At 64.7% G+C, this 25,742-nt stretch carries 30 protein-coding genes and 1 tRNA gene; 22 read left to right on the top strand and 9 right to left on the bottom strand.

The window, feature by feature from the left end:
• Nucleotides 1-23 precede the first annotated feature (23 nt).
• The 19 genes from BM252_RS24010 (at nucleotide 24) to BM252_RS23930 (ending at nucleotide 15,288) form a co-directional block, all read left to right on the top strand.
• On the top strand, nucleotides 24-713 hold the full coding sequence (locus BM252_RS24010) for an NUMOD3 domain-containing DNA-binding protein (RefSeq protein ID WP_139236710.1): 690 nt from the start codon (nucleotides 24-26) through the stop codon (nucleotides 711-713).
• Complete coding sequence (locus tag BM252_RS32150; protein ID WP_342742543.1) at nucleotides 710-823, top strand: DnaT-like ssDNA-binding protein; 114 nt, start codon at nucleotides 710-712, stop codon at nucleotides 821-823. The genes BM252_RS24010 and BM252_RS32150 overlap by 4 nt, the downstream gene beginning before the upstream one ends.
• On the top strand, nucleotides 820-1,431 hold the full coding sequence (locus BM252_RS24005) for a head-tail connector protein (RefSeq protein WP_139236709.1): 612 nt from the start codon (nucleotides 820-822) through the stop codon (nucleotides 1,429-1,431). Before BM252_RS32150 ends, BM252_RS24005 begins: the two co-directional genes overlap by 4 nt.
• 8 nt (nucleotides 1,432-1,439) lie before the next feature.
• Nucleotides 1,440-1,763, top strand: a complete 324-nt coding sequence (locus BM252_RS24000; RefSeq protein WP_174900660.1) for a phage head closure protein — start codon at nucleotides 1,440-1,442, stop codon at nucleotides 1,761-1,763.
• Nucleotides 1,760-2,221, top strand: a complete 462-nt coding sequence (locus BM252_RS23995) for an HK97-gp10 family putative phage morphogenesis protein (protein WP_093390200.1) — start codon at nucleotides 1,760-1,762, stop codon at nucleotides 2,219-2,221. Before BM252_RS24000 ends, BM252_RS23995 begins: the two co-directional genes overlap by 4 nt.
• Nucleotides 2,218-2,568 carry a DUF3168 domain-containing protein gene (locus tag BM252_RS23990; protein WP_093390199.1) on the top strand — a complete coding sequence of 117 codons (351 nt, stop codon included), beginning with the start codon at nucleotides 2,218-2,220 and terminating at the stop codon, nucleotides 2,566-2,568. Before BM252_RS23995 ends, BM252_RS23990 begins: the two co-directional genes overlap by 4 nt.
• Before the next feature lie 4 nt (nucleotides 2,569-2,572).
• On the top strand, nucleotides 2,573-3,007 hold the full coding sequence (locus tag BM252_RS23985; RefSeq protein WP_139236708.1) for a hypothetical protein: 435 nt from the start codon (nucleotides 2,573-2,575) through the stop codon (nucleotides 3,005-3,007).
• Between the two features lie 134 nt (nucleotides 3,008-3,141).
• Nucleotides 3,142-3,783 (top strand): phage tail protein, encoded by a 642-nt coding sequence (locus BM252_RS23980; protein ID WP_093390197.1) that lies wholly within the window; start codon nucleotides 3,142-3,144, stop codon nucleotides 3,781-3,783.
• A gap of 110 nt (nucleotides 3,784-3,893) precedes the next feature.
• Nucleotides 3,894-4,211, top strand: coding sequence for a phage tail assembly chaperone (locus tag BM252_RS23975; RefSeq protein ID WP_093390196.1), 318 nt, complete (start codon nucleotides 3,894-3,896; stop codon nucleotides 4,209-4,211).
• Nucleotides 4,212-4,258: 47 nt separating this feature from the next.
• Nucleotides 4,259-4,525, top strand: a complete 267-nt coding sequence (locus tag BM252_RS23970; protein WP_245774418.1) for a DUF1799 domain-containing protein — start codon at nucleotides 4,259-4,261, stop codon at nucleotides 4,523-4,525.
• 33 nt (nucleotides 4,526-4,558) lie between these two features.
• Complete coding sequence (locus BM252_RS23965; protein WP_093390195.1) at nucleotides 4,559-10,138, top strand: phage tail length tape measure family protein; 5,580 nt, start codon at nucleotides 4,559-4,561, stop codon at nucleotides 10,136-10,138.
• Entirely contained in the window at nucleotides 10,135-11,193 is a 1,059-nt protein-coding gene (locus tag BM252_RS23960; RefSeq protein WP_139236707.1) for a hypothetical protein, read from the top strand. The genes BM252_RS23965 and BM252_RS23960 overlap by 4 nt, the downstream gene beginning before the upstream one ends.
• The gene (locus tag BM252_RS23955) at nucleotides 11,190-13,202 is read left to right on the top strand and encodes a hypothetical protein (protein WP_093390193.1); all 2,013 of its coding nucleotides are present in this window, start codon (nucleotides 11,190-11,192) and stop codon (nucleotides 13,200-13,202) included. The genes BM252_RS23960 and BM252_RS23955 overlap by 4 nt, the downstream gene beginning before the upstream one ends.
• Entirely contained in the window at nucleotides 13,199-13,606 is a 408-nt protein-coding gene (locus tag BM252_RS23950) for a hypothetical protein (protein ID WP_093390192.1), read from the top strand. Before BM252_RS23955 ends, BM252_RS23950 begins: the two co-directional genes overlap by 4 nt.
• Nucleotides 13,607-13,619: 13 nt before the next feature.
• Nucleotides 13,620-13,877: a hypothetical protein gene (locus tag BM252_RS23945; RefSeq protein WP_093390191.1), complete on the top strand. Its 258-nt coding sequence runs from the start codon at nucleotides 13,620-13,622 to the stop codon at nucleotides 13,875-13,877.
• A 2-nt stretch (nucleotides 13,878-13,879) separates the two neighbouring features.
• Nucleotides 13,880-14,104 (top strand): DUF7940 domain-containing protein, encoded by a 225-nt coding sequence (locus BM252_RS31205; RefSeq protein ID WP_174900659.1) that lies wholly within the window; start codon nucleotides 13,880-13,882, stop codon nucleotides 14,102-14,104.
• Nucleotides 14,085-14,564, top strand: coding sequence for a lysozyme (locus BM252_RS23940; RefSeq protein ID WP_174900658.1), 480 nt, complete (start codon nucleotides 14,085-14,087; stop codon nucleotides 14,562-14,564). Before BM252_RS31205 ends, BM252_RS23940 begins: the two co-directional genes overlap by 20 nt.
• The gene (locus BM252_RS23935; RefSeq protein WP_093390189.1) at nucleotides 14,561-14,959 is read left to right on the top strand and encodes a hypothetical protein; all 399 of its coding nucleotides are present in this window, start codon (nucleotides 14,561-14,563) and stop codon (nucleotides 14,957-14,959) included. Before BM252_RS23940 ends, BM252_RS23935 begins: the two co-directional genes overlap by 4 nt.
• Before the next feature lie 74 nt (nucleotides 14,960-15,033).
• Nucleotides 15,034-15,288 (top strand): hypothetical protein, encoded by a 255-nt coding sequence (locus BM252_RS23930; protein WP_245774417.1) that lies wholly within the window; start codon nucleotides 15,034-15,036, stop codon nucleotides 15,286-15,288.
• Here the strand turns inward: BM252_RS23930 and BM252_RS31460 are convergent.
• The 3 genes from BM252_RS31460 to BM252_RS23915 all read right to left on the bottom strand — a co-directional run bounded on the left by BM252_RS31460 (nucleotide 15,285) and on the right by BM252_RS23915 (nucleotide 17,418).
• Entirely contained in the window at nucleotides 15,285-15,719 is a 435-nt protein-coding gene (locus tag BM252_RS31460; RefSeq protein ID WP_217429956.1) for a hypothetical protein, read from the bottom strand. The two genes, BM252_RS23930 and BM252_RS31460, sit on opposite strands and share 4 nt — an antisense overlap.
• Before the next feature lie 411 nt (nucleotides 15,720-16,130).
• On the bottom strand, nucleotides 16,131-17,177 hold the full coding sequence (locus tag BM252_RS23920) for a tyrosine-type recombinase/integrase (protein WP_093390187.1): 1,047 nt from the start codon (nucleotides 17,175-17,177) through the stop codon (nucleotides 16,131-16,133).
• A 154-nt stretch (nucleotides 17,178-17,331) separates the two neighbouring features.
• A tRNA-Leu gene (locus tag BM252_RS23915) sits at nucleotides 17,332-17,418 on the bottom strand.
• Between the two features lie 136 nt (nucleotides 17,419-17,554).
• On the opposite strand from BM252_RS23915, the gene BM252_RS23910 reads away from it, so the two are divergent.
• Nucleotides 17,555-17,809, top strand: a complete 255-nt coding sequence (locus BM252_RS23910) for a hypothetical protein (protein ID WP_093390186.1) — start codon at nucleotides 17,555-17,557, stop codon at nucleotides 17,807-17,809.
• 4 nt (nucleotides 17,810-17,813) lie between these two features.
• Here BM252_RS23910 and BM252_RS23905 read toward each other — a convergent pair whose 3' ends face one another.
• From BM252_RS23905 to BM252_RS23890, 4 genes are all read right to left on the bottom strand, one after another.
• A complete protein-coding gene (locus BM252_RS23905) occupies nucleotides 17,814-18,035 on the bottom strand; it encodes a hypothetical protein (protein ID WP_093390185.1) in 222 nt (73 codons plus the stop codon).
• Nucleotides 18,036-18,206: 171 nt separating this feature from the next.
• Nucleotides 18,207-18,626: a hypothetical protein gene (locus tag BM252_RS23900; protein ID WP_139236706.1), complete on the bottom strand. Its 420-nt coding sequence runs from the start codon at nucleotides 18,624-18,626 to the stop codon at nucleotides 18,207-18,209.
• Between the two features lie 165 nt (nucleotides 18,627-18,791).
• On the bottom strand, nucleotides 18,792-19,205 hold the full coding sequence (locus BM252_RS23895; RefSeq protein WP_093390183.1) for a CCDC90 family protein: 414 nt from the start codon (nucleotides 19,203-19,205) through the stop codon (nucleotides 18,792-18,794).
• 109 nt (nucleotides 19,206-19,314) lie between these two features.
• Complete coding sequence (locus BM252_RS23890) at nucleotides 19,315-19,641, bottom strand: hypothetical protein (RefSeq protein WP_093390182.1); 327 nt, start codon at nucleotides 19,639-19,641, stop codon at nucleotides 19,315-19,317.
• 169 nt (nucleotides 19,642-19,810) lie between these two features.
• Between BM252_RS23890 and BM252_RS23885 the strand changes: the two genes are divergently transcribed.
• Nucleotides 19,811-20,629 carry a hypothetical protein gene (locus tag BM252_RS23885; RefSeq protein WP_093390181.1) on the top strand — a complete coding sequence of 273 codons (819 nt, stop codon included), beginning with the start codon at nucleotides 19,811-19,813 and terminating at the stop codon, nucleotides 20,627-20,629.
• Nucleotides 20,630-20,642: 13 nt separating this feature from the next.
• Complete coding sequence (locus tag BM252_RS23880) at nucleotides 20,643-22,916, top strand: acylase (protein WP_245774416.1); 2,274 nt, start codon at nucleotides 20,643-20,645, stop codon at nucleotides 22,914-22,916.
• A gap of 130 nt (nucleotides 22,917-23,046) precedes the next feature.
• Here BM252_RS23880 and BM252_RS23875 read toward each other — a convergent pair whose 3' ends face one another.
• Nucleotides 23,047-24,234, bottom strand: coding sequence for a trans-sulfuration enzyme family protein (locus tag BM252_RS23875; RefSeq protein ID WP_217429955.1), 1,188 nt, complete (start codon nucleotides 24,232-24,234; stop codon nucleotides 23,047-23,049).
• Nucleotides 24,231-25,607, bottom strand: a complete 1,377-nt coding sequence (locus BM252_RS23870; protein ID WP_093390179.1) for a pyridoxal-phosphate dependent enzyme — start codon at nucleotides 25,605-25,607, stop codon at nucleotides 24,231-24,233. Before BM252_RS23870 ends, BM252_RS23875 begins: the two co-directional genes overlap by 4 nt.
• Between the last annotated feature and the right edge of the window lie 135 nt (nucleotides 25,608-25,742).

Raw genomic sequence — 25,742 nt, 5'->3', positions numbered from 1 at the left:
CTTTTTTACGCCCCAAGGAAGACATGTCGATCATTGAACCAGGCACAGGCCTACCGAATGCTTCTGGCATTTACTCAATCACCAACGCGGTCACCGGGAAGTTTTACATTGGCTCAGCAGTCGACTTGCGCAAGCGTCGTAATTCGCATTTTTCGCTATTGCGAAAAGGCGCGCATCATTCCGCGAAGCTGCAAAGCTCCTTTGCTAAACATGGGGAGCCAGCATTTTCATTCCAAGTGCTTTTGCTGTGCAGCGTTGATGATTTGCTGATGTATGAACAGCGCGCTATCGATGCTCATCTCGCAGCCGTCGACGGATACAACATGCTGCCGACCGCCGGTAATCGCCTGGGCGTTCGACACAGCCCAGAGACCAGGGCCAAAATTGGCGCCAAGAAGGTGGGCGTCAAGCGCGCCCCGTTCTCGGCCGAGCATATCGCTAAGCTCGCCGCATCTCAAGTTGGGCACCATCGTTTGATCGGTTACAAGCATACCGATGAAGCTCGGGCCAACATGCGGGCCCGGGGGTTCAGCCCAGCCCACAGAGCGGCTATCTCGGCAAGCATGCTGGGGAAAAAGCGCGGGCCTCGCGCGCCAACGTCTCCTGAGACCAGGGCTAAATTGTCAGCGGCCGGAATGGGGAATACAAATAAAAGAGGCAAGAAGCGGCGGACGGAATCAATCGGCACAGACCCCAAGGAAGGTGAAGCATGACTCTAATAGTCGAGGACGGCATTGGCCGCGCCATAGCAGACAGCTACGCCAGCCTGGCCGCAGCCGATGCACGCTGCGCCAGCCTGGGCCTGACGAAGGAAGCCCCATGACCAAGATCCGCACCGTCGCCCCGACCGTCCTGGCCGTCGAGCTGGCCGACGCCAAGACCAGCCTGCGCGTCGACGCCGACATGACCGACATGGACGACCTGATCACATCGTGGATCAAGGGCGTGGTCGCCACGGCCGAGCACGACATCGGCCAGTGCTTGATGGAGCAGACCTGGCAGGTCCGCCTGGACGAGTTCCCCGGCGCCTCCTGCTACCGCCTCGGCGATACCTGCGCCAGCATCATCCCGACGGCGCTCGGCCTGCCGCACCCGGTCATCAGCGTGACCTCGGTCAAGTACCTGGACCTGGACGGCATCGAGCAGACCCTGGCCCCGGCCAGCTACAAGCCGGTCCGCCGCGCCTACGAGAGCTTCCTGGTGCCGGCGCGCGGCGCCAGCTGGCCGGCTACCGCCGGCGAGCTCGACTCGGTCGTCGTCACCGTCGTCTGCGGCCACGGCGCCGACCCGGCGGCGACACCGGAAAACGTCCGGCTCTACTTGCTGGCCAAGCTGGTCGAGCAGTTCGACCCAGCCACCCGCCTGGAGCGCGACACCGTGCAGTCGTCTTACCTGGATGGCCTGCTCGACGCCTGCCGGTGCTACGCATGAGCCTCCCCATGCGCCTGAACAAGCGCGTCACGTTGCAGGTGCTTGGACCCAATCAGGATGAGGCTGGCCAGCCGCTGCCAGCCGATTGGACGAACTTCATCGCCAACGGCGACGGCAAGCTGTGGGCCGAGGTCCGCGACGTGACCGGGCGCGAGTTCGTCGCCGCCGGCGCGACGCAGAACCTGGTGCTGACGACGATCACCATCCGGTACCGCGCCGGTGTTGCGGCGAAGATGCGGGTGCTGCACGGAGCGGACGTCTACGGCGTCGAGGCGGTGCTGGGGCAGGATCAGCGCACGCTCGCACTAATGTGTTCGCGTGGTGTGGCATGAGCTTCAATATCAATCTCGCCGGGCTCGACGATTTGCGGACGAAGCTGCGCGCCTACGGCGAGCTGGTGAAAGATGAGGTCGCCATCGAGGGTGCTGCCGGCATGGGGCTGGTCATTTACCTGGAGGCGCGGTCCAGGGCGCCGGTATCGAGCAAGCCGCATTATTTCTACGGCCGCAACTCCAAGAAAAATGGGGTCAAATACTTAATCCAGCCCGGAACCCTGCGCGATGCGATCTATCGCGTCTTCTCACCGGAAAAGTCGAGCGGGACGCTGAAAATGTATCGCGTCAGCTGGAACCACACCAAGGCGCCACACGGATTTATGGCCGAGTTCGGCACCTCGCGCGCGGCGGCCAAGCCGTTCATGGGCCCGTCGCTGTCGCGCTTGGATGACGCTATCGCCGCCGGAAAGGTGCGGATGGCGAAGAAATTGGACGAAATACAAGGCCAACAATGAGCATTGAAACTGAACTATTTGCCGCTCTGCGCGGCTTGGTTTCGGACCGAGTTTTTCCTGACGTCGCGCCCGAGAATACGTCTCGCCCGTACATCACCTACCAACAGACGGGCGGCGATGCCGTCAATTTCGTCGAGAGCACCATACCATCGAAGAAAAACGCGCGCATGCAGATCAACGTGTGGGCTGACACGCGCCTTCAAGCCACTGCCATGGGCGGCGCAGTCGAGGATGTGCTGCGCACCCTGATTGCGCTGCAGCCGACCGTCTTGGGCGCCGCGATTGCTACCTACGACGACGAAACCAAGCTGCGCGGCACGCTGCAGTATTTTTCCCTCTGGATCTGACGATATGCCAACTTCACTTGCCGGCAGCACGCTCGCCATGTCGCGAGCAACGCCCGCCGACGCGACGGCGGGCGGATTCGCCGCGCTGAACTACGCGCAGATCAAGGGCGTCAAGGTCATCGGCGAGCTCGGCACACAGTACGCCACGACCACGCGCAATTACATCGGCCTGGCCCGGCCATATCAAGCGATGTCCGGCTTGGCTGAACTGTCGCTGCAAGTCGAACTGATCCGGATCGCCGACGCCGGCCAGGACATGCTGCGCGCCGTGGTCGGCCTCGATTCAGCATGCAGCTACCGCGCGACTCGGCCCGACGGATCGATGATCTATTTCACCGCCCAGGTCAATGCGCTGATGAACGGCGGATTCACCCCGAGATCGATCGCCGAACAGAAATGCAACATGGCCGTTCTCAGCAAGGTCATTGAGGTCGACTAAGCAACCGCAGAATTCACAGAGGTCAGCCGAACCCGCTGGCCTTTTCCATTTGAGCCGCCCCAGGAAACTCGGGCGGTTTTTTTACGCCCGCGAGGGTTACTACTCTCGGTCAAGCGACCGGAAAGGCTCTAAATATGTCGATCTCCCTGCCTAACGGCGCAACGCTGAAACTGGCCACCGTCTACGGCTCGGCCATTCCCATCACGGCGGCAAGCAATGCCAACCCGGCAGTGCTCACTGCCGCAGCCCACGGCCTGGCCAATGGCGACCTGGTCGAGGCTACCTCCGGCTGGTCGCGCATCAACAACCGCATCTTCCGCGTCAGCCTGTCCGCCGCAGGCACTTTTGCGCTGGAGGGGCTGGACTCGTCCAACACCGTGACCTACACGCCGGGCGGCGGCGTCGGCTCGGTGCGCAAGATCACCACGCTGACGCAAATCACGCAGATTCTGGAAACCACCAGCTCCGGCGGCGAGATGGGCTTCACCGAAGTATCGCTGCTGGAAAACGATTTCTCGACCCAGCTGCCAACCCAGGCCAGCGCGCAGTCGATCGCTATTTCGATTGCTGATGATCCGACCCTGGCCGGCTTCATCGCGGTCAAGGCCGCCGCCGAAACGCGCACCCCGCGCGCGCTGGTCGTCACCCTGCCGAACAGTTCCGTGATCCTCTACAACGGCATCGTCTCGCTGGACGAAACGCCGTCGCTGACCAAGAACTCGATCATGGCCGTCAAATCCACCTTCAGCCTGCAAGGCCGCCCGGTCCGCTACTGATCCACCGCATTACCCCGTAACCGTTTGCCCGGCCCGCCAATTTCGGCGGGTCTTTTATGCCCGCTTGGTCGCACCTTGCCGGGTCTTTTTTTTCTATTAGAAAGTACAAAATGGCAAAGCCAAAATTCAGTCTGACCGCATCCCCAACCTTCAAAGCCAAGGTCACCATCCCGGTCGCCGGTGGCAAGCCCGTCGACGTCGAGTTCACCTTTAAGCACCGCACCCGCGAAGCGTTCAAGAAGTTCATCGAGAGCCTGACCGACCGCGAGGACGCGGACGTCATCCTGGACATCGCCAGTGGCTGGGATCTGGAAGACTCCTTCGACGCCGAGTCGCTGGAAGAGCTGGTCGAGAACCATATTGGCTCCGGCCTGGCCATCATCCAAACCTACATCGCTGAGCTGACCGCGGCCAAGGTAAAAAACTAAAAGCCGCCGCCACAGCGCTGTACGAGGAAGAGCCGAACGCGGAGGAGTTGGCCGCGTTTGGCCTGACGGCCGAGGATGTGGCGGCGGATCCCATAGATATTTGGCCGGACAACCTCAACGCCTTTCAGATCTTCTCCTTCCTCGGCACGCAATGGCGCGTCGGCATGAGCGGCGCGACCGGGCTCGACTACAACGTGATGTATCGAAAGATGGATCGCCTTGCGCTGTCGCCCGGCGATTACGACGAGCTCGAGCGTGACATCCAGATCATGGAAAGCGCGGCTCTCGCGTACATGCATCAGAAAAAAACCTAGCCGCCTCCGGGCGGTTTCTTCATTTGGGATTCTATGACAAACTCGATTGGCGGCGCGACCATTGAACTGGCGGTTGACTCCAGCGGCGTCGAGTCCGGCCTCGACCGTGTCGACGGTGCCGTCAGGCGCACCGGCCGCACGCTCGACAGCCTGCGCACCCAAGGCGGTGGCGCGCTCGGCGGCATCGGCGCCGATGGGGTCGAAGCATCAAAAAAGGTTGATTCCGCCACCCGGAACATGATCGGCTCGATTCAGCGCACCACTGCGGCTATGGAATCCGGATCGAGAACGAGCGCCGCGTATTACGAGGTGCTGGCGAGCCAGCGCGGCGTTAACGTCGAAGCGCTGCGGCCGTATTTGCTGCAACTCGACGCGGTTGCGGCAAAGCAAAAAGCGGCAGCGGCAGCCATTCGCGACACCGATCCAGTCATGAAGCAGTTCGGTGTTTCATCCGGGCAGACCACTGCGGCGCTGCAGCAGATGCCCGCGCAGCTGACGGACATATTCACGAGTTTGGCTGGTGGGCAGAATCCGCTGCTGGTGCTGATCCAGCAGGGCGGGCAGATCAAGGATTCCTTCGGCGGTATCGGGAACACATTCAGGGTGTTGGGCGGCGAAGTTGCGTCCTTCTTTTCGTCGACTGCGAGCGCCAGTAGCGCCGCCTCGTCCGTTGCAGCATTGGGCGGCGCCCTGAGCGACGTTGCTGCCGCGCAGGGCGCCGTCAGCGACAGCCTCGGGCAGGCAGGAGAGAGCCTGGGCGACCTGGCTGACAACGCAAGCTCGGCAACGGAAGCTGTCGCAAATACGCGCACTGCCCTAGCTGGCGTGGCAGTTCCTGCGGCTGGCGTGGTCGCGGCAGTGGTCGCGGCCACCTCTGCCGTCGCAGCCCTTGCCGTCGCCTACTACCAAGGCAGCAAAGAGGCGACCGCATATACCAATGCGCTCATCCTGACCGGCAACTCTGCCGGGACAACGTCGGATCAGTTGGCCGACGCGGCGCGCGGTATGCGACAGAATGGCATCACTCAAGGCGCGGCCGCCGAGGCGCTCACGGCGCTGGTATCCACCGGGAAGGTGGGCGCGGAGAACTTGAGCCGGTTCGCGTCGGTTTCTGTGCAGGCCCAGAAGTCCCTCGGAATGAGCGCGGCCAGTATGGCAAAGGACTTCGCCGATTTAGGTAAGGCGCCGCTTGAGGCCGTCGAATCCCTAAACGAAAAATACCACTTCCTGACCCTGTCGACGTACGAGCAGATCAACGCGCTCCAGGACCAGGGGCGTATGCAGGATGCGGCGACTGTCGCTCAAAAGGCATATGCCGATGCGATCGAGTCCCGCGCAAAAAGCACCGCAGCATCCCTTGGTGGGCTGGAGAGGGCTTGGGGCGCCGTCGGCGGGGCTGCGAAGAAGGCATGGGATTACATGCTTGACATTGGGCGGCCAGACACGCTCAGCGAAAAGCTAGCCGCCGCCGAGGCCGCGCTGGAAAAGGCAAAAACAAATCGGTATACCTTCGCCGGTGGCGGTGAGGATGGTAGGGCTGCCGTCGCCGCCGCCGAAGCCAAGGTTGCGTCGCTGCGGCAGGAAAAAGACGCCTCAGAGTGGAATGCGAAAGTGAAAGCGGAGGGAGTTCGCCTTGATGAGGCGGGCATCGTCTGGGCAAAAGAGGGCGACAAGTACCTGACCCGGCAACTTCAGCTTGAGCGCGACATCGAGACCAGCCGAAATATGGGATTGGCGGCAGGCGCGTCAGATGTCGAAATCAGTAAGCGAGCGCTGGAAATTCGCAAAAAATACAGCGACATTTTCAGTGCAGGTATCGATGAGCAGATTGAGGCGGTGCGTCGTCGCGCCTCGGTCGAGGAAGAATCCGCCAAGCGGTCCATGGTGGCGCTGGTGGCAGATCGCGCGGCCGGCCTCGCCACAAGCCTGCTAGCCGAGTTCAAGTACGCCGACGACGTTGCGAAACTTGATCAGGAAGCTCTGGCGCGCAAGAGGGCGTTGTTGGTCACCGAGCTCGCCCTTACGGCCGCCAAGCCGAATAGCAAAAAGGAACAGGCTGGCCTGAGTGGCGCAATCGCTGAGACAGATGCGCAGGTGCTGACACGCACGCTGCAACTGAAAAAGGACATCGCCGCGCTCGACATCAAGGACACCAGGCAGGCGGCGGCCAGCCTCGCCGACCTGGCGGACAAGCGCACCACCGACGTGCAGGCGATCCAAAGTCAGTTGCAAGCGCAGAAGGATGCAAATGCCGTGATAGGCATCAGTGCGGTCGAGGCAAGTAAGCTCAACCAGAGCTTGGTCGAGGAAGCGGCTACGCGCAAGGAGATCGAGGCCGGAATCCTTGACACGATCATCGGGCGCGAATCCGAGGCGGCGTCGCTGCGCGCGAGCGCGGTCGCCATGCGCGAGTTGGGAGTTGAGAAGGCGAAGGGAGTGAGCCTGACGGCTAACTTGGACGCCACCAAGGCCAAAGAACTCCTCGACATCCTCGTCGCGGTCGACAACGCGGCCAAGCAGGCCGCGCAAGGCATGACCGATTCCTTCGGCCGCGTCGGCTCGGCCATTGGCGGCCTGACCACGGCGCTGAGTGGCTACGCGGTGCAGCAGCAAGCGATCGCCGCGCAGTTGGCCGCCGTCAAGGTTGATAAGAATAGCGGCGCCGACAAAATCGCGCAGGCCGAACTGGCGGCGACGAAGGCATCAGCGACGGCCAAGGTCAAATCGTATGCAGACATGGCCGGCGCGGCGAAGGGATTCTTCAAAGAAAGCACGGCCGGCTATCGTGCGCTGGAGGGTGCCGAGAAGGCCTACCGCGCCGTCGAGATGGCGATGGCGGTCAAGGCCATGATCGAGAAGAGCGGGCTGCTTGTCGCATTCACCGGCTTGTTTGCGGCATCCAAAGCAACCGAGATGGCCGCTACCGTAGCGACCGTCCCGGTCACGGTGGCCGCGGAGGGGGTTAAGCAAACGGCCCTGGCGACCACCGCGATGGCGGGCGCCGTGGCCGTCCCATTCCCAGGTAACGTCGTCGCGTTCGGCATCGTCGCCGCCATGTTGGCGGCAATCGGCCTGGGGGGATTTGGCGGCGGGGGCGGCAGTATCGACGTCGCCAAGCAGCGCCAAGCCGCAGCCGGCACCGGCTCCGTGCTCGGCGACGAGTCGTCGAAGTCGGAGTCGATCGCCAAATCCATCGAGAACTTGGAGAAGTATTCAAACATCGAGCTCAGCCACACGCGCGGCATGCTCAGCGCGCTGCTGACCATCCGCGACACCATCGGCGTTGTCGCGGCCATGGCCACCCAAACGGCCGGCCTGCGCGCGACGGCGATCGATGAGAAGAAATTCGGGGTGGGCAGCTCGTCCGGCGTCTTGGGCATCGGCGCCAGTAGCACCACCATCCAGGACTCGGGCATCAAGCTCAACGGCAGCCAGAGCATCGGCAGCGCCATCAGCGGCATCGACGCGAAAGGCTACGTCGACATCCAGAAGAAAAACAGCGGCCTGTGGGGGATTGGTGCGAGCACCAGCAACCGCCGGGACGACGTCGCGCTCGACGACTCGATCAAGAAGCAGTTCGGCCTGGTCCTGGCATCTATGCGCGACGGTGCGCTGTCCGCAATCGACCTGCTCGGTATGAGCTCAGCCGGCGTTGTCGACAAGATCAACTCCATGGCGCTGGGTGTGAGCGAAATCAGCTTCAAGGGCCTGACCGGCGCCGAGATCCAGAAAGAGCTGGAGGCGGTATTCAGCAAGGTCGGCGACGAAATCGCCAAGGTAGCGGCGCCGGAATTGGTGAGCTTCCAGAAGGTCGGCGAGGGCTACTTGCAAACGCTGACACGCATCGCGACGGACTACGCCACCGTCGACTCGATCATGGAGGCGACCGGCAAGACGTTCGGCGCCGTCGGCGTCGCCAGCATCGAGGCGCGGGAGCGCCTGATCTCGCTGGCCGGCGGCCTGGATAAGCTGGCCGAGAAGAACTCGTATTTCGTTGATAACTTCCTGTCCGACGCCGAGAAGGCGGCGCCGGCCATCAAGTACGCGGCTGCCGAGATGGCCGCGCTGGGCTACTCCAGCGTGACCACGGCCGACCAGTTCAAGGCCCTGGTGCTGAGCATCAATCCATCGACCAAGGCCGGCGGCGAGCTCTACGCCCAGCTGCTGGACCTGGCGCCGGCGTTCAAGACGGCGGCCGACGCGGCCAAGGTGACGGCAGGCCTGAACGGTCAGATCTACGACCTGACCCACACGGCCGCCGAAGCGCTGGCGCGCCAACGTCAGCTTGAGCTGGATGCCATGACGGCGACCGATAAGGAGCTGCAGAAGCGAATCTACGCTCTGACCGATGAAAAGGCGGCAGCCGCGCTGAACGGTCAGATCTACGACCTGACCCACACGGCCGCCGAAGCGCTGGCGCGCCAACGTCAGCTTGAGCTGGCCGCGATGACGGCGACAGACGCAGCTCTGCAAAAGCGCATCAACGCGCTCAACGACGAGAAGGCGGCCACGCAGCTGGTGCTGAGCGGAGTGGACGCCGCCTACTCGAAACTGCAGGCCGTCGTCGGCAACGAGAAGGAAGCGCTCAACAAGGTGTACCAGACGAGCGTTGACGGCATTCAGGGCGGCATTGATCGGGTGACCGAATCGGTAAACAAGCTCAAAAGTCTGTCGCAGGAGCTGCACACAACCCTGGACAACTTGACCGTCGCGACGTCCACTAAGGATGATCGCCAGTTGGCCCAGGCCCAGATCGAGGCGGCGCTTGCGGTGGCCAAGGCCGGCGGCCCGCTGCCCGACGCCGACACGTTCAAGAAGTCGTTGAGCATCGTCGGCAAGGACGCATCGAGCCAGTTCTCAAGCTACGAGGACTACCAGCGTGACCTGTACCGCGCCCGGAACAACGTGGGCGGACTGTCCACCATCACGGACAGCAAGCTGAAGGTCGACGAGCAGATGCTAAAAACGCTGCAGGACGCCAAGAAGGCGACCGAGGCGCAGCACAAGCAGGACATCGCCGCGCTCGACGCGACCCTGACCCAAGCCAAGATCCAAACGGACCTGCTCAACGGCATCCACACGTCGTTGATGACGCTCCCGCAGGCCCTGGCGAACTTCGCCTCGGCGGTCAATGTCGCAAAGGGCAACGCGCCAGTCGCTGCGTCCTACGGCATCGCCGACCTGTACGGCTCGCTGCTCGGCCGCGCGCCGGACGAGAGTGGTCTGGCGTTCTACAAGGGCGTACTGGCCAAGGGTTATGGCTTCGACGAGGTGCGCCGAGACATCGTGTCGAGCGATGAGTATAAGCGCCTTCACCCGCCGGGCTTTGCTGCCGGCGGCGATCACCTGGGCGGGTTCCGCGTTGTTGGTGAGGAGGGGATGGAGCTAGAGGCAACCGGGCCTTCGCGCATCTTCAATGCAAGCCAGACCAAAACCATCCTCGGGGGCGACAACTCCGAGCTGGTCGCGGAGATTCGCGCCCTGAAGGTTGAGGTGGTGAAGCTGCAGGAGTCAGCTCAGTCGACTGCAGACAACACCAAGAAGAGCACCAATGTGCTGGTCCGCTCCACCCAGGGCGGTGATTATTTGATGACGAAGGCGGTGCCAGCATGAGAGTAATACCGCCTATCACCATCACCGAGGCCATGCTCACGGGCAGCTCGGTGGTGGAGACGCCGCCGGCTTTCTATGCGGCGGGCACCACCTACGGCGCCGGCGTGACGTCCTGCACCGGCGTCGTCGGCGGCACGCTCACGGTCTACAAATCACTGGCGGCCAGCAACATCGGCAACACTCCGGCGACCAGTCCGACGTGGTGGCAGAACATCGGCACCACCTATTCGGTCTACTCGGCCGGCGTCACCTACGCCCTCGGCGACACCGTGATCGACCCGGTCAACCACCTGGTCTACGAGTCGCAGATTGCCGGTAACGTCGGCCAGCCTCTCGCGACCGGCACGGCCTGGCTCAAGTTGCGCGGGATGACCAACAAGTGGAACGCATTCGACCAACTTCGCAACACGCAGACCGTGGCGCCGGTCGACATCGTGCAGACGGTGTCGCCTGGCGTGCGCGTCAATTCGATTGCAGTGATCGGCCTGGACGCGCGATCCGTGACGATCGAGGTCAGGGTCGCCGGCGCACTCAAGTACAAAGTCACCGTCAACCTGAGCAAGCGTAAGAGCCGAACCTTGACTCAGTATTTCTTCGGCGGCTTCCCGATGCGTACCAGCGTCCAGTTTTTCAACCTGCCACCGTACCGCAATGCCGACATCACCGTGACCGTCAGCAAGCCAACCGGCCAGCGCGGCGTCGGCGGCATCCTCGTCGGCAACGCCATCTACATCGGCGACACGCAGTACAACCCCGAGTCAAACCACCTGAATTTCTCGGGGGTGGAGCGCGACAAGTTTGGCAACATCGACCTGAACCCGAGGCGCTCAGTTCCAACGGTCAGCGAGCAGATCTGGTTCGATAAGAAATTGACCAGCACGATACTCGAGCTGCGCGAGGCGCTCAACGGAAGGCCGGCGATCTACTCCGGCCTCGACGATTTCACCCACGACTATTTCGACCCACTGTTTTTGTTTGGAATCCACAAGGAGTTCAGCGTGAACTTGGCCCAGCACGACTACGGGATCATCAGCTTGCAAGTAGAGGAATTATGACAACTGTTATTGACGCACTGCCGCCGGCGCCAAGCACCGACGACCCGGACAATTTCGACCCCGCGGGCGATGCACTGCTCGCGGCCCTGCCCACCATGGTCACGCAGCAGAACCTCGCCAACGCGGAGGTCAGCGCGGCAGCGGCCGCAACGGCAGCCAGCGCTGCACTGGCGACCTTGCGCGCCAGTGACGCCGCCTCGAGCGCCGCCGCCGCCGCATCTGCCAGTGCCGCCACCAAGTGGGATGCCGTCACTATCTACGCCGACGGCGCCCCCGTCTGGAGTCCGACTAACCGCCTGCCGTACCGACGCATCGGCGCGGGCAGCGGCGGCGCCGACCCGGCCTCGAATGGCGCGCAGTGGGCAATCCAGCTGCTCGGCATCGGCCTGGGCGGCGTGTCGCTGACCGGCAATGTGGCGCTCACCTCCACGTCGCCCGGCGCCATCTCGGTGACGCCATCGCAGCCGGGCCTGTACGCGATCCTGCCCGATGCGACCAGCTGCGTGGCCAGCGCTGGCCGCTTCGCGATCTACAACGCCGGTGACTACGACTACGGGGTCAAGGACTACTCGGGCAAGCAGATCGGCTGGATTCGCGCCGGCAGCGGGGCGACTATCGGCCTCGTCGACAACACCACGGCCGGCGGCATCTGGGTCAGCGCGGGCCTGGAAAAGACCGGTGTAACGGCCACGCTGAACGCGCCGGGCATCCGCTCCAATGCAAACAACTATGCGCGCGTGGCGCTGGATGCTACACGTACGTTTATCTTGTTCGGCTACTACGGCGCGACCGGCGGAATTTACGGCGTCGTCTACGACTCCTCGTCGTTGACTTGGGGCGCGCCCGTCCTGATTCGCGCCACTGCATCCGGCATCCTCGGGGCAAAGGCGCTGCTCTCCGCAGCCAACCAGGTGCTTGTAACCAGTGTCGACGGGGTTGCCCTTGAGGCGGTCACCATTACCGCGTCCGGCGTCGGCCTCACGGTCAACTCGGGCAGCAAGGCTACAGCTACGCTGGGGTCTGCCCTGCAGGACGACGGCTGCGGGCTTATCGCGGTCGGCTCCTCTTGGGTTATCGGGTATGGTCAAGGCTCCCCCGCGACAGGGGCTTTCCTGCGTGCGATCTCGGTAAGCGGGACGACGCCGACGATTGGCGCGGCATCGGCCCTCAATTCCGGCGCGAACGGCATCACCCCTGAGCTGTACGCTTCCGGCTCGATCGTCCGCGCGCTCGCCATCGCCCCAGGTAGCGGGGTCAACCTGACCTGCTACCCCTTCACGGTGTCCGGCTCGACGCTAACCCCAGGTACCTCGGCGGTTACCATGTCTCTTACCTCAGGGGCTGGCCGCTCGTACCGAAAATCACATCAAAGCAGCAACGGCAATATTATCTGCGTCACGGCCGAAGGCGGCCCCTACGCCTCGGTGTTCAAATTGACGGGGACCGTCGAGGCGGGGTCCCTTGTCGGGCTGGGCGGCTCTTGGTTGACGACCCCCTTCGTCGGCGACGTTTTCCCGCTCAGCGCATCCAAAACCTTTGTCGCGGTCTCGGACGGTCTCGGCTCCTACACCGCCAACATCCTGACCGATGCCGCCGGCACCGCGACCGCCGGCACGCCGGTTGTCTCCTCGCCTTCGCCGACGACCATCGCCAAGGTAGCCCTGGCTGGCAGCATCGCGCGCATCGCAGTCCGCTCGGCTGCGGCGGTAGTGCAGGTCGGCTACGACTGCTCCGGCGCCTCGCCGTCGATTGTCGCTACGACGTCGACCAATCGCGACGTCTCGCTGCCGGAAGATGGTCACCGGCTGACCGCCAGCGATCAGGTCTACGGCGTTGGCGACGCCGGCCGTGGTTGGGATGGCTGCTTCAGCGCCAATTCCTGCCGCCTGGCTAAGCCCCTCAACATCAGCCTGCTCGCCGGCATCAACGGCGCCGCCAACGAGCTTTGGGGACTATCCAATATGCCGGGCCTTGGCTCCACCATCCACCGCATCGAGGCCGCCGCATGAATACACTCATCCTGTCCAGCGGCGCCACCTTCGGCCCGTTCCGCTCTGTCGTCACCAAGACCGACCGCCTCGTCTGCGACGGCGTCGAGTACCCGCTCGGCGTCATCGGCGCCTATGAGATCTCCAGCAGTGCGCCGCCGGCGCCGGCCGTGCTGCCGGCGGTACCGGAGACGGTGCCCATGCTCAACGCTCGGCGCGCGCTCTACCAGGCCGGCAAGCTGGCCGCCGTCGAGGCCATCATCGCTGCTCTGGAGGGCGAGGAGGGCGACTTGGCGCGCATCACGTGGGGCGCGGCGCTCAGCGTCCAGCGACATGACCCGCTGACGCTGCGCCTGATGGCGGCGCTGCCGCTGACCGACGCCGAGGCCGACGCGCTGTTCATCGCCGCAGCCGCATTCCAGTAATCGAAAGGGCACCATGGCAGATCCGCACCAAGACGCACTCACCGAAGCCCGTATCAGCATTGCGACCCTGGAGGCCGAGGTGGGCCATCTCACCGCCAGCATGGTCGACCTCAAGGCCAGCCAGGCCGCGATGGGCGCAAAGCTGGACGCCGTCCTGGCGCAATTGTCGGAGGCCAAGGGCGGCTGGAAGACCCTGATGCTGGTCGGCGGCGCAGCATCATCCATCGGGGCCGGGCTGACCTGGCTCCTCAATCACGCACCGAAAGGTTAAACATGCAACTCGTGGAAAACTGGGACCTGGTCCTAAAGAAGGCTTGGAGCCTGAAATTCACGGCCGCCGCAGCGATCTTCGGCGGCCTTGAGGTGGTCGTCGGCCAGATCCAGCCGGCCGGCATCCCCAATGGCATCTTTGCCGGCGTCGCAATGGCGGTATCGATCGGCGCGTTCGCGGCGCGCCTGCTGGCGCAACAGGAGATCCATGATGCCCCGGCCAAGTAAACGCGGCCTGGCCGCCATCATCGGCAGCATCGCCGCCGCCGGCGTCTTGGCGCTGACGCCAGCATTCGAGGGCACCGTGCTGACCACCTACCGCGACCAGGGCGGCGTGCTGACGTACTGCACCGGCGCCACCGAGGATGCACAGTGGGGCCGCACCTACACGCCAGAGCAGTGCAAGGCCCAGCTGGACCGTGACCTCGCGCGCCACGCCGAGGGAATGATGGCATGCATCCACGCCCCCATGGCCGACGGCCAGAAGATCGCCTACACCGACGTCACCTACAACATCGGGGTCGCGGCGTTCTGCGGATCGAGCATGGCGCGCCGCACGAACGCCGGCGACGCCGCCGGCGGCTGTGATGCGCTGCTGATGTGGGACAAGATCGGCGGTACGGCGGTTCGCGGCCTGACGCGCCGGCGCGCCGCTGAGCGCGAAATCTGCCTGCGGGGGCTGAATTGAGCGCCCTGGGCGAGCTGGCCGGCGGCGCCGTCGTCGGCGGCGTCTGGAAGGCGGCCGCCATCGCGCTGCTGGCCGCGCTGTCGCTGGTCGGTGGCGGCGCCGGTGCGGGCTGGTGGCTGGCCGCGCACGACCGCGACCGCGCGCTGGCCGACCTGGTCACCGAGCGCATGCGCGCCGACGCGCTGACGGCCGGCATCCGCGAACAGAACCGGGCCGTGGAGGCGCTGGCCAGCGCCAAGATCGCTGCCGACGCGCGCGGCCAGGCCGCCCAGCAGCTCGCCGCGGCAAACGGCCGGCGCTTCGACGGCGCGCTGGCGCAGCTGGCCGGCCGACGAGCGACGACCTGTGACGAGGCCATGCCTGCCGTCAACCAGCTGCTGGAGAGCGTGCGATGAGGGCGAAAAATGCAAGCATGGCCCGGCCACCTGGGCGGCATAAAACCGCCGCAATGCCGCATGGATGCTCACTCTTGGTCGGCCTGCTGGCAATTCTTCCCGGCCTGCTGGTGGCGGGCTGCGCCGGCGCGCCGCCGGCGACGCAGATCGTCGAGGTACCGGTGTACCGCCCCTGCGTTGGCTACGTGCCGATCAAACCGGACTACGAGTTTGGCAAGCTGTCGTTGGACGCCGCCGCCGGCGACAAGGTTCTGGCGCTGGCGCGGGACTGGCCGCGCGCGCGGCGGTACGAGGGGGAGCTGGAGGCGGTGCTGGCCGGCTGCCTCTAGCGCGCCAGATACCTCTTCCCCCACCTTTCAATCCATTCGTCTACCGCCTGCAGGTTGATCCAGAGCCGGCCGTCTACAATTTTGCATTGGTTTCCATCGAGCCATTTCCCGGCCTTGCGGCGTGACTGGACGGAATCGACAGAATCGCCAGAAATCTCCACGTATCGGTCGAGCTTCACCCAGGTCATCGGGTAGCGGTCGACGGCGCCCTTCGTTACAGCTTCGCGCACGACTAGCTCGACACGGCCAATCAATTGCGTTATCGCGCGGCTCTCAATTTCTTCTTGGCGTCCGGGGGCGCCCGGCGTGTCCGCATCGGTGAATGCCAAGGCTCTCAGGGCTATCCTACGGCCATGCTTCGCCAACTCGCCACTGTCCATGTCGGCGATGTTGCGCAGCGCCCCGTGCGCCACCTTCAGCTTCTCTTCCACTCCCATCGGTATTCATCCTCGCGCAGCGCGCTCTACCGAGATTCACTTTTCGCTTGGTATCACCCGGAGCGGCACCTTGCGGCAATATTCAGTGAACTCTTTTCCCGGGGACCATGATGGTGACATGCTCATCGCTCTGGCGCATGTCCCAGGCGGATTTTCCTTCAGCCAGGCCTTGCATTCAGCCAGGTCATAGCGCTTTGAGCGAGCGCCGACCGGAGTGTGAGGAAGACCGAGTTGCTCCAGGCGCCGAATCGTCGATTCGCTCACACCCAGCTCCGCGCAGATTTGTTGCCTATTCAATTCGCCCATGGCGCCCCCATGTGAATTTCTGGTTCTCGTCCAGTGGCAGCCACTTGGTCGTAGATACACAGTTCGGCGAAGACAGCATTTAGCCGCTTGCCGGCGATCTCAGTCCAGCCTCGGCGCCATGTCGGCGGCGCTCTCGTTATAGTACACCTGCAGCATGCGCAGATCCTTGTGACCCACCATTCGCGCCAGGTCCAAAACACTCAACTTCTTCGCCAGCCGGGTGATGGCGGCATGCCGGCTGTCATGGAAGGTAAGGCCCTCGACGCAGGCCCGCTCACGCGCCTTGCGGAATAGGGCGTCGAGCGAGGCGGTGGAGATACCGAAAAGCGGCGCAGCAGGTTTCTCCGGTGTTGGGAGTAGGCCCAGCAGCTCAATTGCGCGCTTCGACAGCGGCACGTCTCGCTTCATCCCGTTCTTTGTAATGTCGGCAGGCAGGTGCGCAACGCAGCCGACAATCCAGTCTTTCTTCAGGGCGCAGATCTCGCCGGCGCGCATTGCTGTTTCGATAGCGAAACGGTGCGCTACAGCAACGGCCTGGCTTTTTGTGCTTATGGGGTCACCATCAAACCCCAGTGCTGTTTCTATCCTGCCGATTTCATCCTCGGTTGGAATCCGGTCTCGGGCAGCGGCCGCCTTTGGTCTGCGTACGTCGGTGGTGGGGCTGGTGGCGATCCATTTCCACTCTCGGCGCGCGGTATTGAAGACGTGGGACAGCAAGTTGAATTCCCGGTTGACTGTTGCCCCAGTGACTTTTTCCAGGCCGGTCATCCTGCTGTCTCTGTACGCGCCCAGCACGGCGGGGGTGATCTCGTCGAGGTACATGGCGCCGAGCTTGGTGTCCTTGATTTTTAGCTCCAAGTTCGTTATGGCGTGTTCGCACATGGCGCCAAGCCGGATTTTTTCCCAGCGATGACCTTTCTTGTGGATTGACACTTCGTCGACATACCTGGTGGACGCTTGTTCAAATGTCTTCCGTGGTGGGGTGCTCAAGTTCTGACCGCGACGAATCTCCGTCTCCCGCTCGGCCGCCCACGCCACCGCCTCAGCCTTTGTCGAAAACGAGTTGGACTCGCGACTTCCTTGAATGGCCACCTGGACGCGCCAAACAATCCCTGCCTTGGTTTGGGTTTTCTTAAAAGACGCCATTTTCGTAATACCTTCGTAATTTGTTCGTAAAGAGTACCAGAAAATAGTGGTTTTTAGTGTTGGTTTGAATGTTTGCGGCGGACGTGAAAAAGGCTATAAGCTCTTGATTTTCAAGAGAAAATGGCCTTTTGTGTTGGTTCTATAAACTGTATCGTGGTGCCCGGAGCCGGAATCGAACCGGCACGCCCTTACAGGCGGGAGATTTTAAGTCTCCAGTGTCTACCAGTTTCACCATCCGGGCAGCGAGCGCGGATTTTAGCACACCAGTAGTCGACATCGCTAGTTCCGTGGCCGCCGCAAGGGGCTATCGCGCCTTGGCGCGCGCTGTCCCGTCGCGTCTGGTCCATAATGGCTGTTCTACCATCCCGGAGGTCGCCATGCCGCTGTACAAAGTCTGGTACAAGAATGTTGATGAGCCGTTGCAGTTTAGCTCCATCGGTCGATGCAGCGAGGAGGAGATTGTGCTGATGGTGTTGCAGCACGAGGGGACGGCCGAGCAGCTGGTTGCCGACCGGGCGCGTGGCGATCAAGCCGATCGCCAGCGACCGTCGTTGGCCGAACTCATCAAGAATGGCGGCCTCGGTTCGGTCCGTTACACCGAAGACGAAAGCGAGATGAACGCCATCTCCTAAGGGCTCAGGCCTTCCATTCAGGCCGCTCGAGGGACCGAGCGCGCGCGGTGCGGCGGCGCTCGGGCGGGTCGGACAGCACGCGCACGATCACGCTGAACGGAATGCCGCGACGCACCAGAAACGCGGAGGCCAGCGCGCGGTCGTGGGTTTGCAGGAGGGCTAGGCCTTGCTCGACGACTTTCGACATCTCGTTGTTGGGCCGGGACGATTGATTGATTTCGTACATGATATCTCGCTTCTGAATCGGTGAAAGATAGCATGTTCGACCAGATTGTGCAGGTTTTTGCAATCGTGCGGGGCCGTCGCGCCGACGCCGCCAGCGCGCGCGACGCGGCGGCATGGCCGCTGCCACGACGGCGCGGAAATCGAGGCAGGGCCTCGCCGGCCGGGCGGGCTGTCAGTCGAGCTGGGTGCCGATGAAGCACCAGGGCTGCATGCTGCCGGGGCCTTCGGGCTGCCAGCTGAGGCCGCCGCCGATGTATCTGCCGCCCGAGTCGATCAAATTGAACTCCAGGCCCAGCGAGGCGATGGTCGAGTTGCCGTTGAAGATGGTCGCCAGCGTCGGCCCCATCATGCTGACGTAGGAGACGCCCTTGATCTTGATCGGCAGCGGGCCGGTCAGCGCGGGGGCGGAGAAGGTGCCCTCCACCACGAAGGTGGTGAACTCCGCCGTGCCCCGGTCCACAGCTGCGGCCGCCAGCTCGGTCAGGGCGTCGTGGCCGCTGCGCTTGAGGTCGCGGAAGTGGTAGGTCAAGGTGCCCGGCACGCTGCGGCCGGTGGGGTTGTGCAAGACCAACTGAAATGTGACTGAATCCATAATTGTCTCCTGATTAAGTGAGATGACGACGAAATCGGTGTTGCTGCGCCATCCAAGTTAGAGGAGTGGGATTAATGTTGTCAATAAATAAATATTTGTGATAGTGACCGGCGCGGCCGGGCCGGACAAGCCGGAGGGCTTTCCGTTTCCGCAACGTAGCTCGATTCAGCGTCGCTGGCCTGCGACGGGCGCGCTGGTCGGCGCGGCCACCGGCGCCGGCGCAACGACGGCGGGAACCGACGGCGGCGACGGTGCTAGCGGCTTGGAGGTGGCGAAGTTGAACAAAAGCGCGATGATCGTGATGCCCAGCGCCGACATGGCGATTGCCGTGCCCACTAGCCATTTAATCAGCTCGTTGAAACGCGCATGCATCTCGGTTCTAAGCTCGGCGAGTTTGGCGTCCATGCGAGCAAACTGGACGTCCACTTCGGCAAACTTAATGCCGATAGCGGCAAACTGAGCATCAACTCCGGTAAATTTAGTCATAACGAGTGCTTCGAGGGACGCAAGCCTTCTGTCAACGCGGGCATCTTGGGCATCTAGCCGGGCATCAATGTACTCTTTGTCGGAAGCGTTCATTGCACTATGTTGAACCGCGTGGCCGGTCGTGTCAATCCGGCGCGCAAACGGTAATTGCGCTGCGCCAAAGACAAATTCCTCTGCCGTTTCGCGACGGGCCGCAGTGCCCTCAGCGGCCTGCGCGCGCGCCGGTCTTGCTGGCGCGCCTGCTGTCGAGCCAGTCGCGCCCGCCGGCCTCGAGCGCGGCGGCGATCACCGCCGGCGCCAGGCTGTAGACGGTGGCCCAGCTGGCGCGGCCGTCGGCCGTGTTGCCGGGGAAGCTGTCGGCCTCGATGGGCCAGTGGTACTTGCGCTTGAGGATCTTGACGATGGTGGCCAGCGCGACGCGGCCCTGCAGCGGCTCGGCGCCGGTCTGGTCGGCGTCCGACAGCAGCACGGCGAGCACGGCGCCGCGCGCCGTCAGCGGGCCGGGGAATTTGGGTGGTTTGTCTGACATGCCGGCATTGTACCCGGCGGCGCGGCTGGGCTCGCGCCGCGCGAGATGTCGTTTTGGCAATCAACTGCGATGCGCCTATGGCCGGCCGGCCAGATGGTGTAGCATGCTGTTCGGCGATTTGGCAGGCGCACAGCCGCGCCGCCGCGCCGGTATTGGAAGGAATAACAGTATGCAAATCAAAATTAACGACACCCTGCGCGCCTACATCGACCCGTTGACCGAGGCCGAGTACACCGCGCTCGAGCGCAGCATCCTGGTCGAGGGCTGCCGCGACGCGCTGGTGCTGTGGCAGGACGTGCTGGTCGACGGCCACAACCGCTATCAAATCTGCCAGCAGCACGGCGTGCCGTTCAAGGTGACGGAGAACACCAGCTTCAAGAGCCTGGACGACGTCAAGCTGTGGATGATCGACAACCACCTGGGCCGGCGCAGCGTGTCGGACTTCCAGCGCGGCGTGCTGGCGCTGCGCAAGAAGGACATCATGGCCGCCAAGTCGGCCGAGCTGGCCGCGCTGGCGCTGGCCGAGGACGCCGCCGTGGCGCCGCCCGAGGACGGCGAGGCCGCCGCGCGGCCGGCCGCCATGCCGCTCAGCTCGCGCGAGGACATCGCCCGCGCCGCGCGCCTGAGCAGCAACACCATCAGCCAGATCGAGAAGATCCAGAAGACCGCCGCGCCCGAGCTGGTCGAGGCGGTGCGCTCCGGCACCATTTCGATCAACGCGGCCGCCACCGTCGCCTCGCTGCCGGAGGCCGAGCAGGTCGCCGCCGTGGCCGGCGGCAAGAAACAGATGCAGCAGGCCGCCAAGGAGGTGCGCGAGCTGCGCGCCGCCGCGCGCACGCCGCGCGAACCGAAGGAGGGCGACGAACCGCTGAGCGAGGTAGACCAACTGCGCGCCGAGATCGCCACGCTCAAGGCGCGCAACGCCGCGCTGAAGGCGGAGAACGCCGCGCTGCACGAGCGCATCTCCGCCCTGGTCGACGCTTCCTAGGCCGGCGGCGACCATGTCGACCATGCGTCCCGCGCTGGCCATGATGTGCTTGCTGCCGCTGGGCGCGGTGGGCAATGCCGCCGCCGTTGGCCACGCCAACCACGCCAACCACGCCGACACCGCCGACCAGGCGAGCGGCGCGCGCGCCAAGGCCGGCGCGGCAGAGGCGGCGCGCTGGCGCGCCCAGGCCCAGCGCGTCACCATCCGGCGCGACAAATGGGGCATCCCCCACGTCCACGGCAAGAGCGACGCCGACGCCGTCTTCGGTCTGATGTACGCCCAGGCCGAGGACGACTTCAAACGCGTCGAGCTAAACTACATCAACGCCATGGGCCGCCTGGCCGAGGTGCAGGGCGAGGCCGAGCTGTACCGCGACCTGCGCATGAAGCTGTTCATCAGTCCGGCCCAGCTCAAGGCGCAGTACGCCGCCAGCCCGGCCTGGCTGAAGAAGCTGATGACGGCCTTCGCCGACGGCCTCAACTTCTACCTGGCCACGCACCCGCAGGTCAAGCCGCAGCTGATCGCCCGCTTCGAGCCGTGGATGGCGCTCAGCTTCAGCGAGGGCAGCATCGGCGGCGACATCGAGTCGGTCAACCTGGCGCAGCTGGAGCAGTTGTACGGCCGCCGCGCGCCGCTGGCCGGACCGGCGCAGACGCTGGCCCAGCTGCGCGGCAGCGACCTGGACGAGGAGCCGCGCGGCTCGAACGGCTTCGCCATCGCGCCCGCGCTGACGCGCAACGGCCACGCGCTGTTGCTGATCAACCCGCACACCTCCTTCTACTTCCGTCCCGAGGTGCAGGTCAGCAGCGGCGAGGGCCTGAACGCCTACGGTGCCGTCACCTGGGGCCAGTTCTTCGTCTACCAGGGCTTCAACGAGCGCATCGGCTGGATGCACACCTCCGGCGGCGGCGACGTCATCGACGAATACGCCGAAACCGTGGTCGAGCGCGACGGCCGCTTCTTCTACCGCTACGGCGCCGGCGAGCGCGCGCTGAAGGCGGTCGACATCACGCTGCCCTACAAGGGAGCGGACGGCGGCATGGCCAGCAAGGTGGTCAGGGTCTACTACAGCCACCACGGCCCCATCGTGCGCGAGGCGGACGGCAAGTGGCTCGCCGTGCGGCTGATGAACCAGCCGCGCAAGGCGCTGACGCAGTCCTTCATCCGCACCAAGGCGCGCAACTACGCCGCCTTCCACAAGGCGATGGAGCTGCGCACCAACTCGTCCAACAACACCGTCTACGCCGACGCGGACGGCAACATCGCCTACTTCCACGGCAATTTCATCCCCGTGCGCGACAGCCGCTTCGACTGGCGCCAGCCGGTCGACGGCAGCGACCCGGCCACCGAGTGGCGCGGCCTGCACGCCGTCAAAGACACCATCACCCTGTTCAATCCGCCCAACGGCTGGATCCAGAACACCAACAACTGGCCGTTTTCGGCGGCCGGCAAGTACAGCCCGCGCGCGCGGGACTACCCGGCCTACATGTCGATGAACCCGGAGAACCCGCGCGGCATCCACGCCGTGCGCGTGCTGCAGGACCAGCGCGACTTCACCATCGACAGCCTGATCGCCAGCGCCTACGACAACGCGCTGCCGGCCTTCGAGCCGCTGCTGCCCAAGCTGTTCGCCGCCTGGGACGAGCTGGCCGAGGGCGACCCGCTCAAGCCGGCGCTGGCGGCGCAGGTGGCCGCGCTGCGCGGCTGGGACACGCGCTACGCCCTTGAGTCGGTGGCGACCTCGCTGGCGGTCTTCTGGGCGCAGGACATGGCGGCCAGCTTCGGCCCGTCCGCCAAGGGCGCCAAGATGCTGGTGCTCGACTATATGGAGACGCGCTTGACGGCGCGCGAGCGCCTGCTGGCGCTGCAACGCGCCTCGGACAAGCTGGCGGCCGACTTCGGCCAGTGGCAAACGCCGTGGGGCGAGATCAACCGCTTCCAGCGCCTGACCGGCGACGTGGTGCAGCCCTTCGACGACAGCAAGCCGAGTTTGCCGGTGGCCTTCGCCTCGGCCAACTGGGGTTCGCTGGCGGCCTACGGCATGACCACGCCGGCCAAGACCAAGCGCATCTACGGCGAGCGGGGGAATAGCTTCGTGGCGGCGGTGGAGTTCGGCCCGCGCCTGAAGGCGCGCAGTATCCTGGCCGGCGGGCAGAGCGGCGACCCCGCCTCGCCGCACTTCGCCGACCAGGCGGAGATGTACGCGCGCGGCGAATTCAAGGAGGTGTTGTTCTACCCCGAGGACGTCGAGCGCAACCTGGAGCGCAAGTACCACCCGGGGCAGTAAGGACAACCCCCGCCGCATTGCGCGGCTGCGCGGACGGCGCCGCATAAAGGGTCAGACCCCGCCAGGGGTCTGACCCTCTGACGAGGCGCGGGCCTGCCGGCGACAGGGCCTGTCGGGGTTCGGCGCGGGCCTAGATCGCGGCCAGCGCGTTGGCCAGGTCCTGGCGCAAGTCGTCGATATGCTCGATACCGACCGACAGCCGGATCAAACCGTCGCCAATGCCCAGCCTGGCGCGCTGCTCAGCCGGAATGCTGGCATGGGTCATCAGCGCCGGATGCTCGATCAGGCTTTCCACTCCGCCCAGGCTCTCGGCCAGCGCGAACACCTCGCAACGCTCAAGGAAGCGGCGGGCGCCGGCCAGGTCGGTGTTCAGGTCGATCGAGATGATGCCGCCGAAGCCGTCCATCTGCCGCCGCGCCAGCTCGTGCTGCGGGTGCGAAGTCAGGCCCGGGTAGTAGACCTTCCTCACCAGCGCCTGCGCCTCCAGCCAGCGGGCCAGCTCCAGCGCGCTGGCGCAGTGGCGCTCCATGCGGATGGCCAGCGTCTTCACGCCGCGCAGGGCGAGGAAGCTGTCGAACGGACCGGCGATGGCGCCCACCGAGTTCTGCAAAAAGCCCAGCTGCTCGCGCCAAGCCTGCTGGCGCGCCTCGCCGCCGACGATGGCGATGCCGCCGATGATGTCGGAGTGGCCGTTCAAATACTTGGTGGTCGAGTGCACCACGATGTCGAAGCCGTGCTCCAGCGGGCGCTGCACCAGCGGGCTGGCGAAGGTGTTGTCGGCCACGGCGATGATGCCGTGCTGGCGGCAGATCGCGGCGATGGCGCGCAGGTCGGCCAGCTTGAGCATCGGGTTGGTCGGCGTTTCCACCCACACCATGCGCGTCTCCGGGCGGATCGCCGCCAGCAGCTTGGCCGGATCGGTCAGGTCGACGTAAGTGAAGTCGTGGCCGGCGCTGCGCCGGCGCACCCGCTCGAACAGGCGGTAGGTGCCGCCGTACATGTCGTCGCCGGCGATGATGTGCGAGCCGGCGTCGGCCAGTTCCAACACCGTCGAGATGGCGGCCAAGCCGGAGGCGAAGGCGTAGCCCTCGGCGCCGCCCTCCAGGTCGGCGACGCAGCGCTCCAGCGCCCAGCGGGTCGGGTTGTGCGAGCGGCCGTAGTCGAGGCCCTTGTGCACGCCCGGGCTTTGCTGGACGAAGGTCGAGGTGGCGTAGATCGGCGGCATGATGGCGCCGGTGCTGGGGTCGGGCGACTGGCCGGCGTGGATGACGCGGGTGGCCAGGTGCTGCCGCTTGTTGCTGTCGTTTGAGTGGCTCAAGATTGTGTCCTGCGAAGATGGTTGAGGAGGTCGAAGCGGGTGATCAGGCCGTAGAACACGTTGTCGTCGGCGACGACGGCGGTTAGTCCCCGGTCGAGCGTGCTGCGCAGCGCCTGCAGGCTGGCCTTCGGGTGCAGCGTTTCGAGCCGGCTAGTCATGGTGGTGCCGACCAGGCTGGAAAACTGCACGGCGTGGTCGTCGAGCTTGAGCAGCAGGTCGGACTCGTCGACGATGCCGACCAGGCGGCCGCCGTCGAGCACCGGCAGTTGCGCCAGGTCGCTGCTGCGCATGCGGTTGAAGGCGGTCAGCAGGGTGTCGGACGGCGCCACGCTGACCACCTCGCCGGCGTCGTGGCGGCGGCCGATCAGGTCGCGCAGGTCGCCGCTGGCGGCGCGCTGGATCAGGCCCTGGTCGTGCATCCAGCCGTCGTTGTAGACCTTCGACAGGTAGCGCGTGCCGGTGTCGCAGACGAAGGTGACGACGCGCTTGGGCGTGCTCTGGGCGCGGCAGTATTTTAGCGCGGCGGCCAGCAGCGTACCGGTCGACGAGCCGCCCAGGATGCCCTCGGCGCGCAGCAGTTCGCGGGCGCTGTCGAAGCTCTCCTGGTCGCTGATGGTGTAGGCCTGGCGCACGCCGCTGGTGTCGGCGATGGCGGGAATGAAGTCCTCGCCGATGCCCTCGACGGCCCAGGAGCCGCTGACCGGGTTGACCCTGCCGGTGTCGATGTACTCGGCCAGGATAGAGCCCTTGGGGTCGGCCAGCACGAATTCGAGCTTGGGTTGGACCCGGCCGAAGTAGCGCGTCAGGCCGCTCAGCGTGCCGCCCGAGCCGACGCCGACGACGATGGCGTCGACATTGTGGCCGCTCTGCTGCCAAATCTCCGGGCCGGTGCTGGTCTCGTGGGCCAGCGGGTTGGCCGGGTTGTTGAACTGGTCGGCGAAGAAGGCGCCGGGCGTTTCGCGCGCCAGGCGGGCGGCGTAGTCCTGGTAGTACTCGGGGTGGCCCTTGGCGACGTCGGAGCGGGTGGTGCGCACCTCGGCGCCGAGCGCCTTCAGGTGCAGCACCTTCTCGGTCGACATCTTGTCGGGCACGACGAGCAGCACGCGGTAGCCCTTGATGCGGCCGACCAGGGCCAGGCCCAGGCCGGTGTTGCCGGCGGTCGCCTCGATGATGGTGCCGCCCGGCTGGAGCCGGCCGTCGGCCTCGGCCGCCTCGATGATGGAGCGACCGATGCGGTCCTTGATCGAGCCGCCGGGGTTCTGCGATTCGAGCTTGAGGAAAAGTTGGCATGGCCCCGTGTCGAGGCGGGTCACCTGGACCAGCGGGGTGTTGCCGATCAGGTCGAAGAGTGCGGGTTGCGCTGTGGTGTCCATAGGTTCTCCTGGCTGGGAAGCGGCGCCAGCGGATTGTGTCCGGCCGTGCTTTTTCCTGAAAAGAAGCGGATCTTAGGCCGCCAAATTCATGCTGGGAAGGAATGTTTCCGTGCTAGCTTATGCGATTAGTGTCAA

It is taken from the genome of Rugamonas rubra, assembly GCF_900114705.1.
Lineage (GTDB): Bacteria > Pseudomonadota > Gammaproteobacteria > Burkholderiales > Burkholderiaceae_D > Rugamonas > Rugamonas rubra.
Note: the sequence above shows the minus strand (reverse complement) of the source record. Positions and strands in the feature narration are given on the sequence as shown.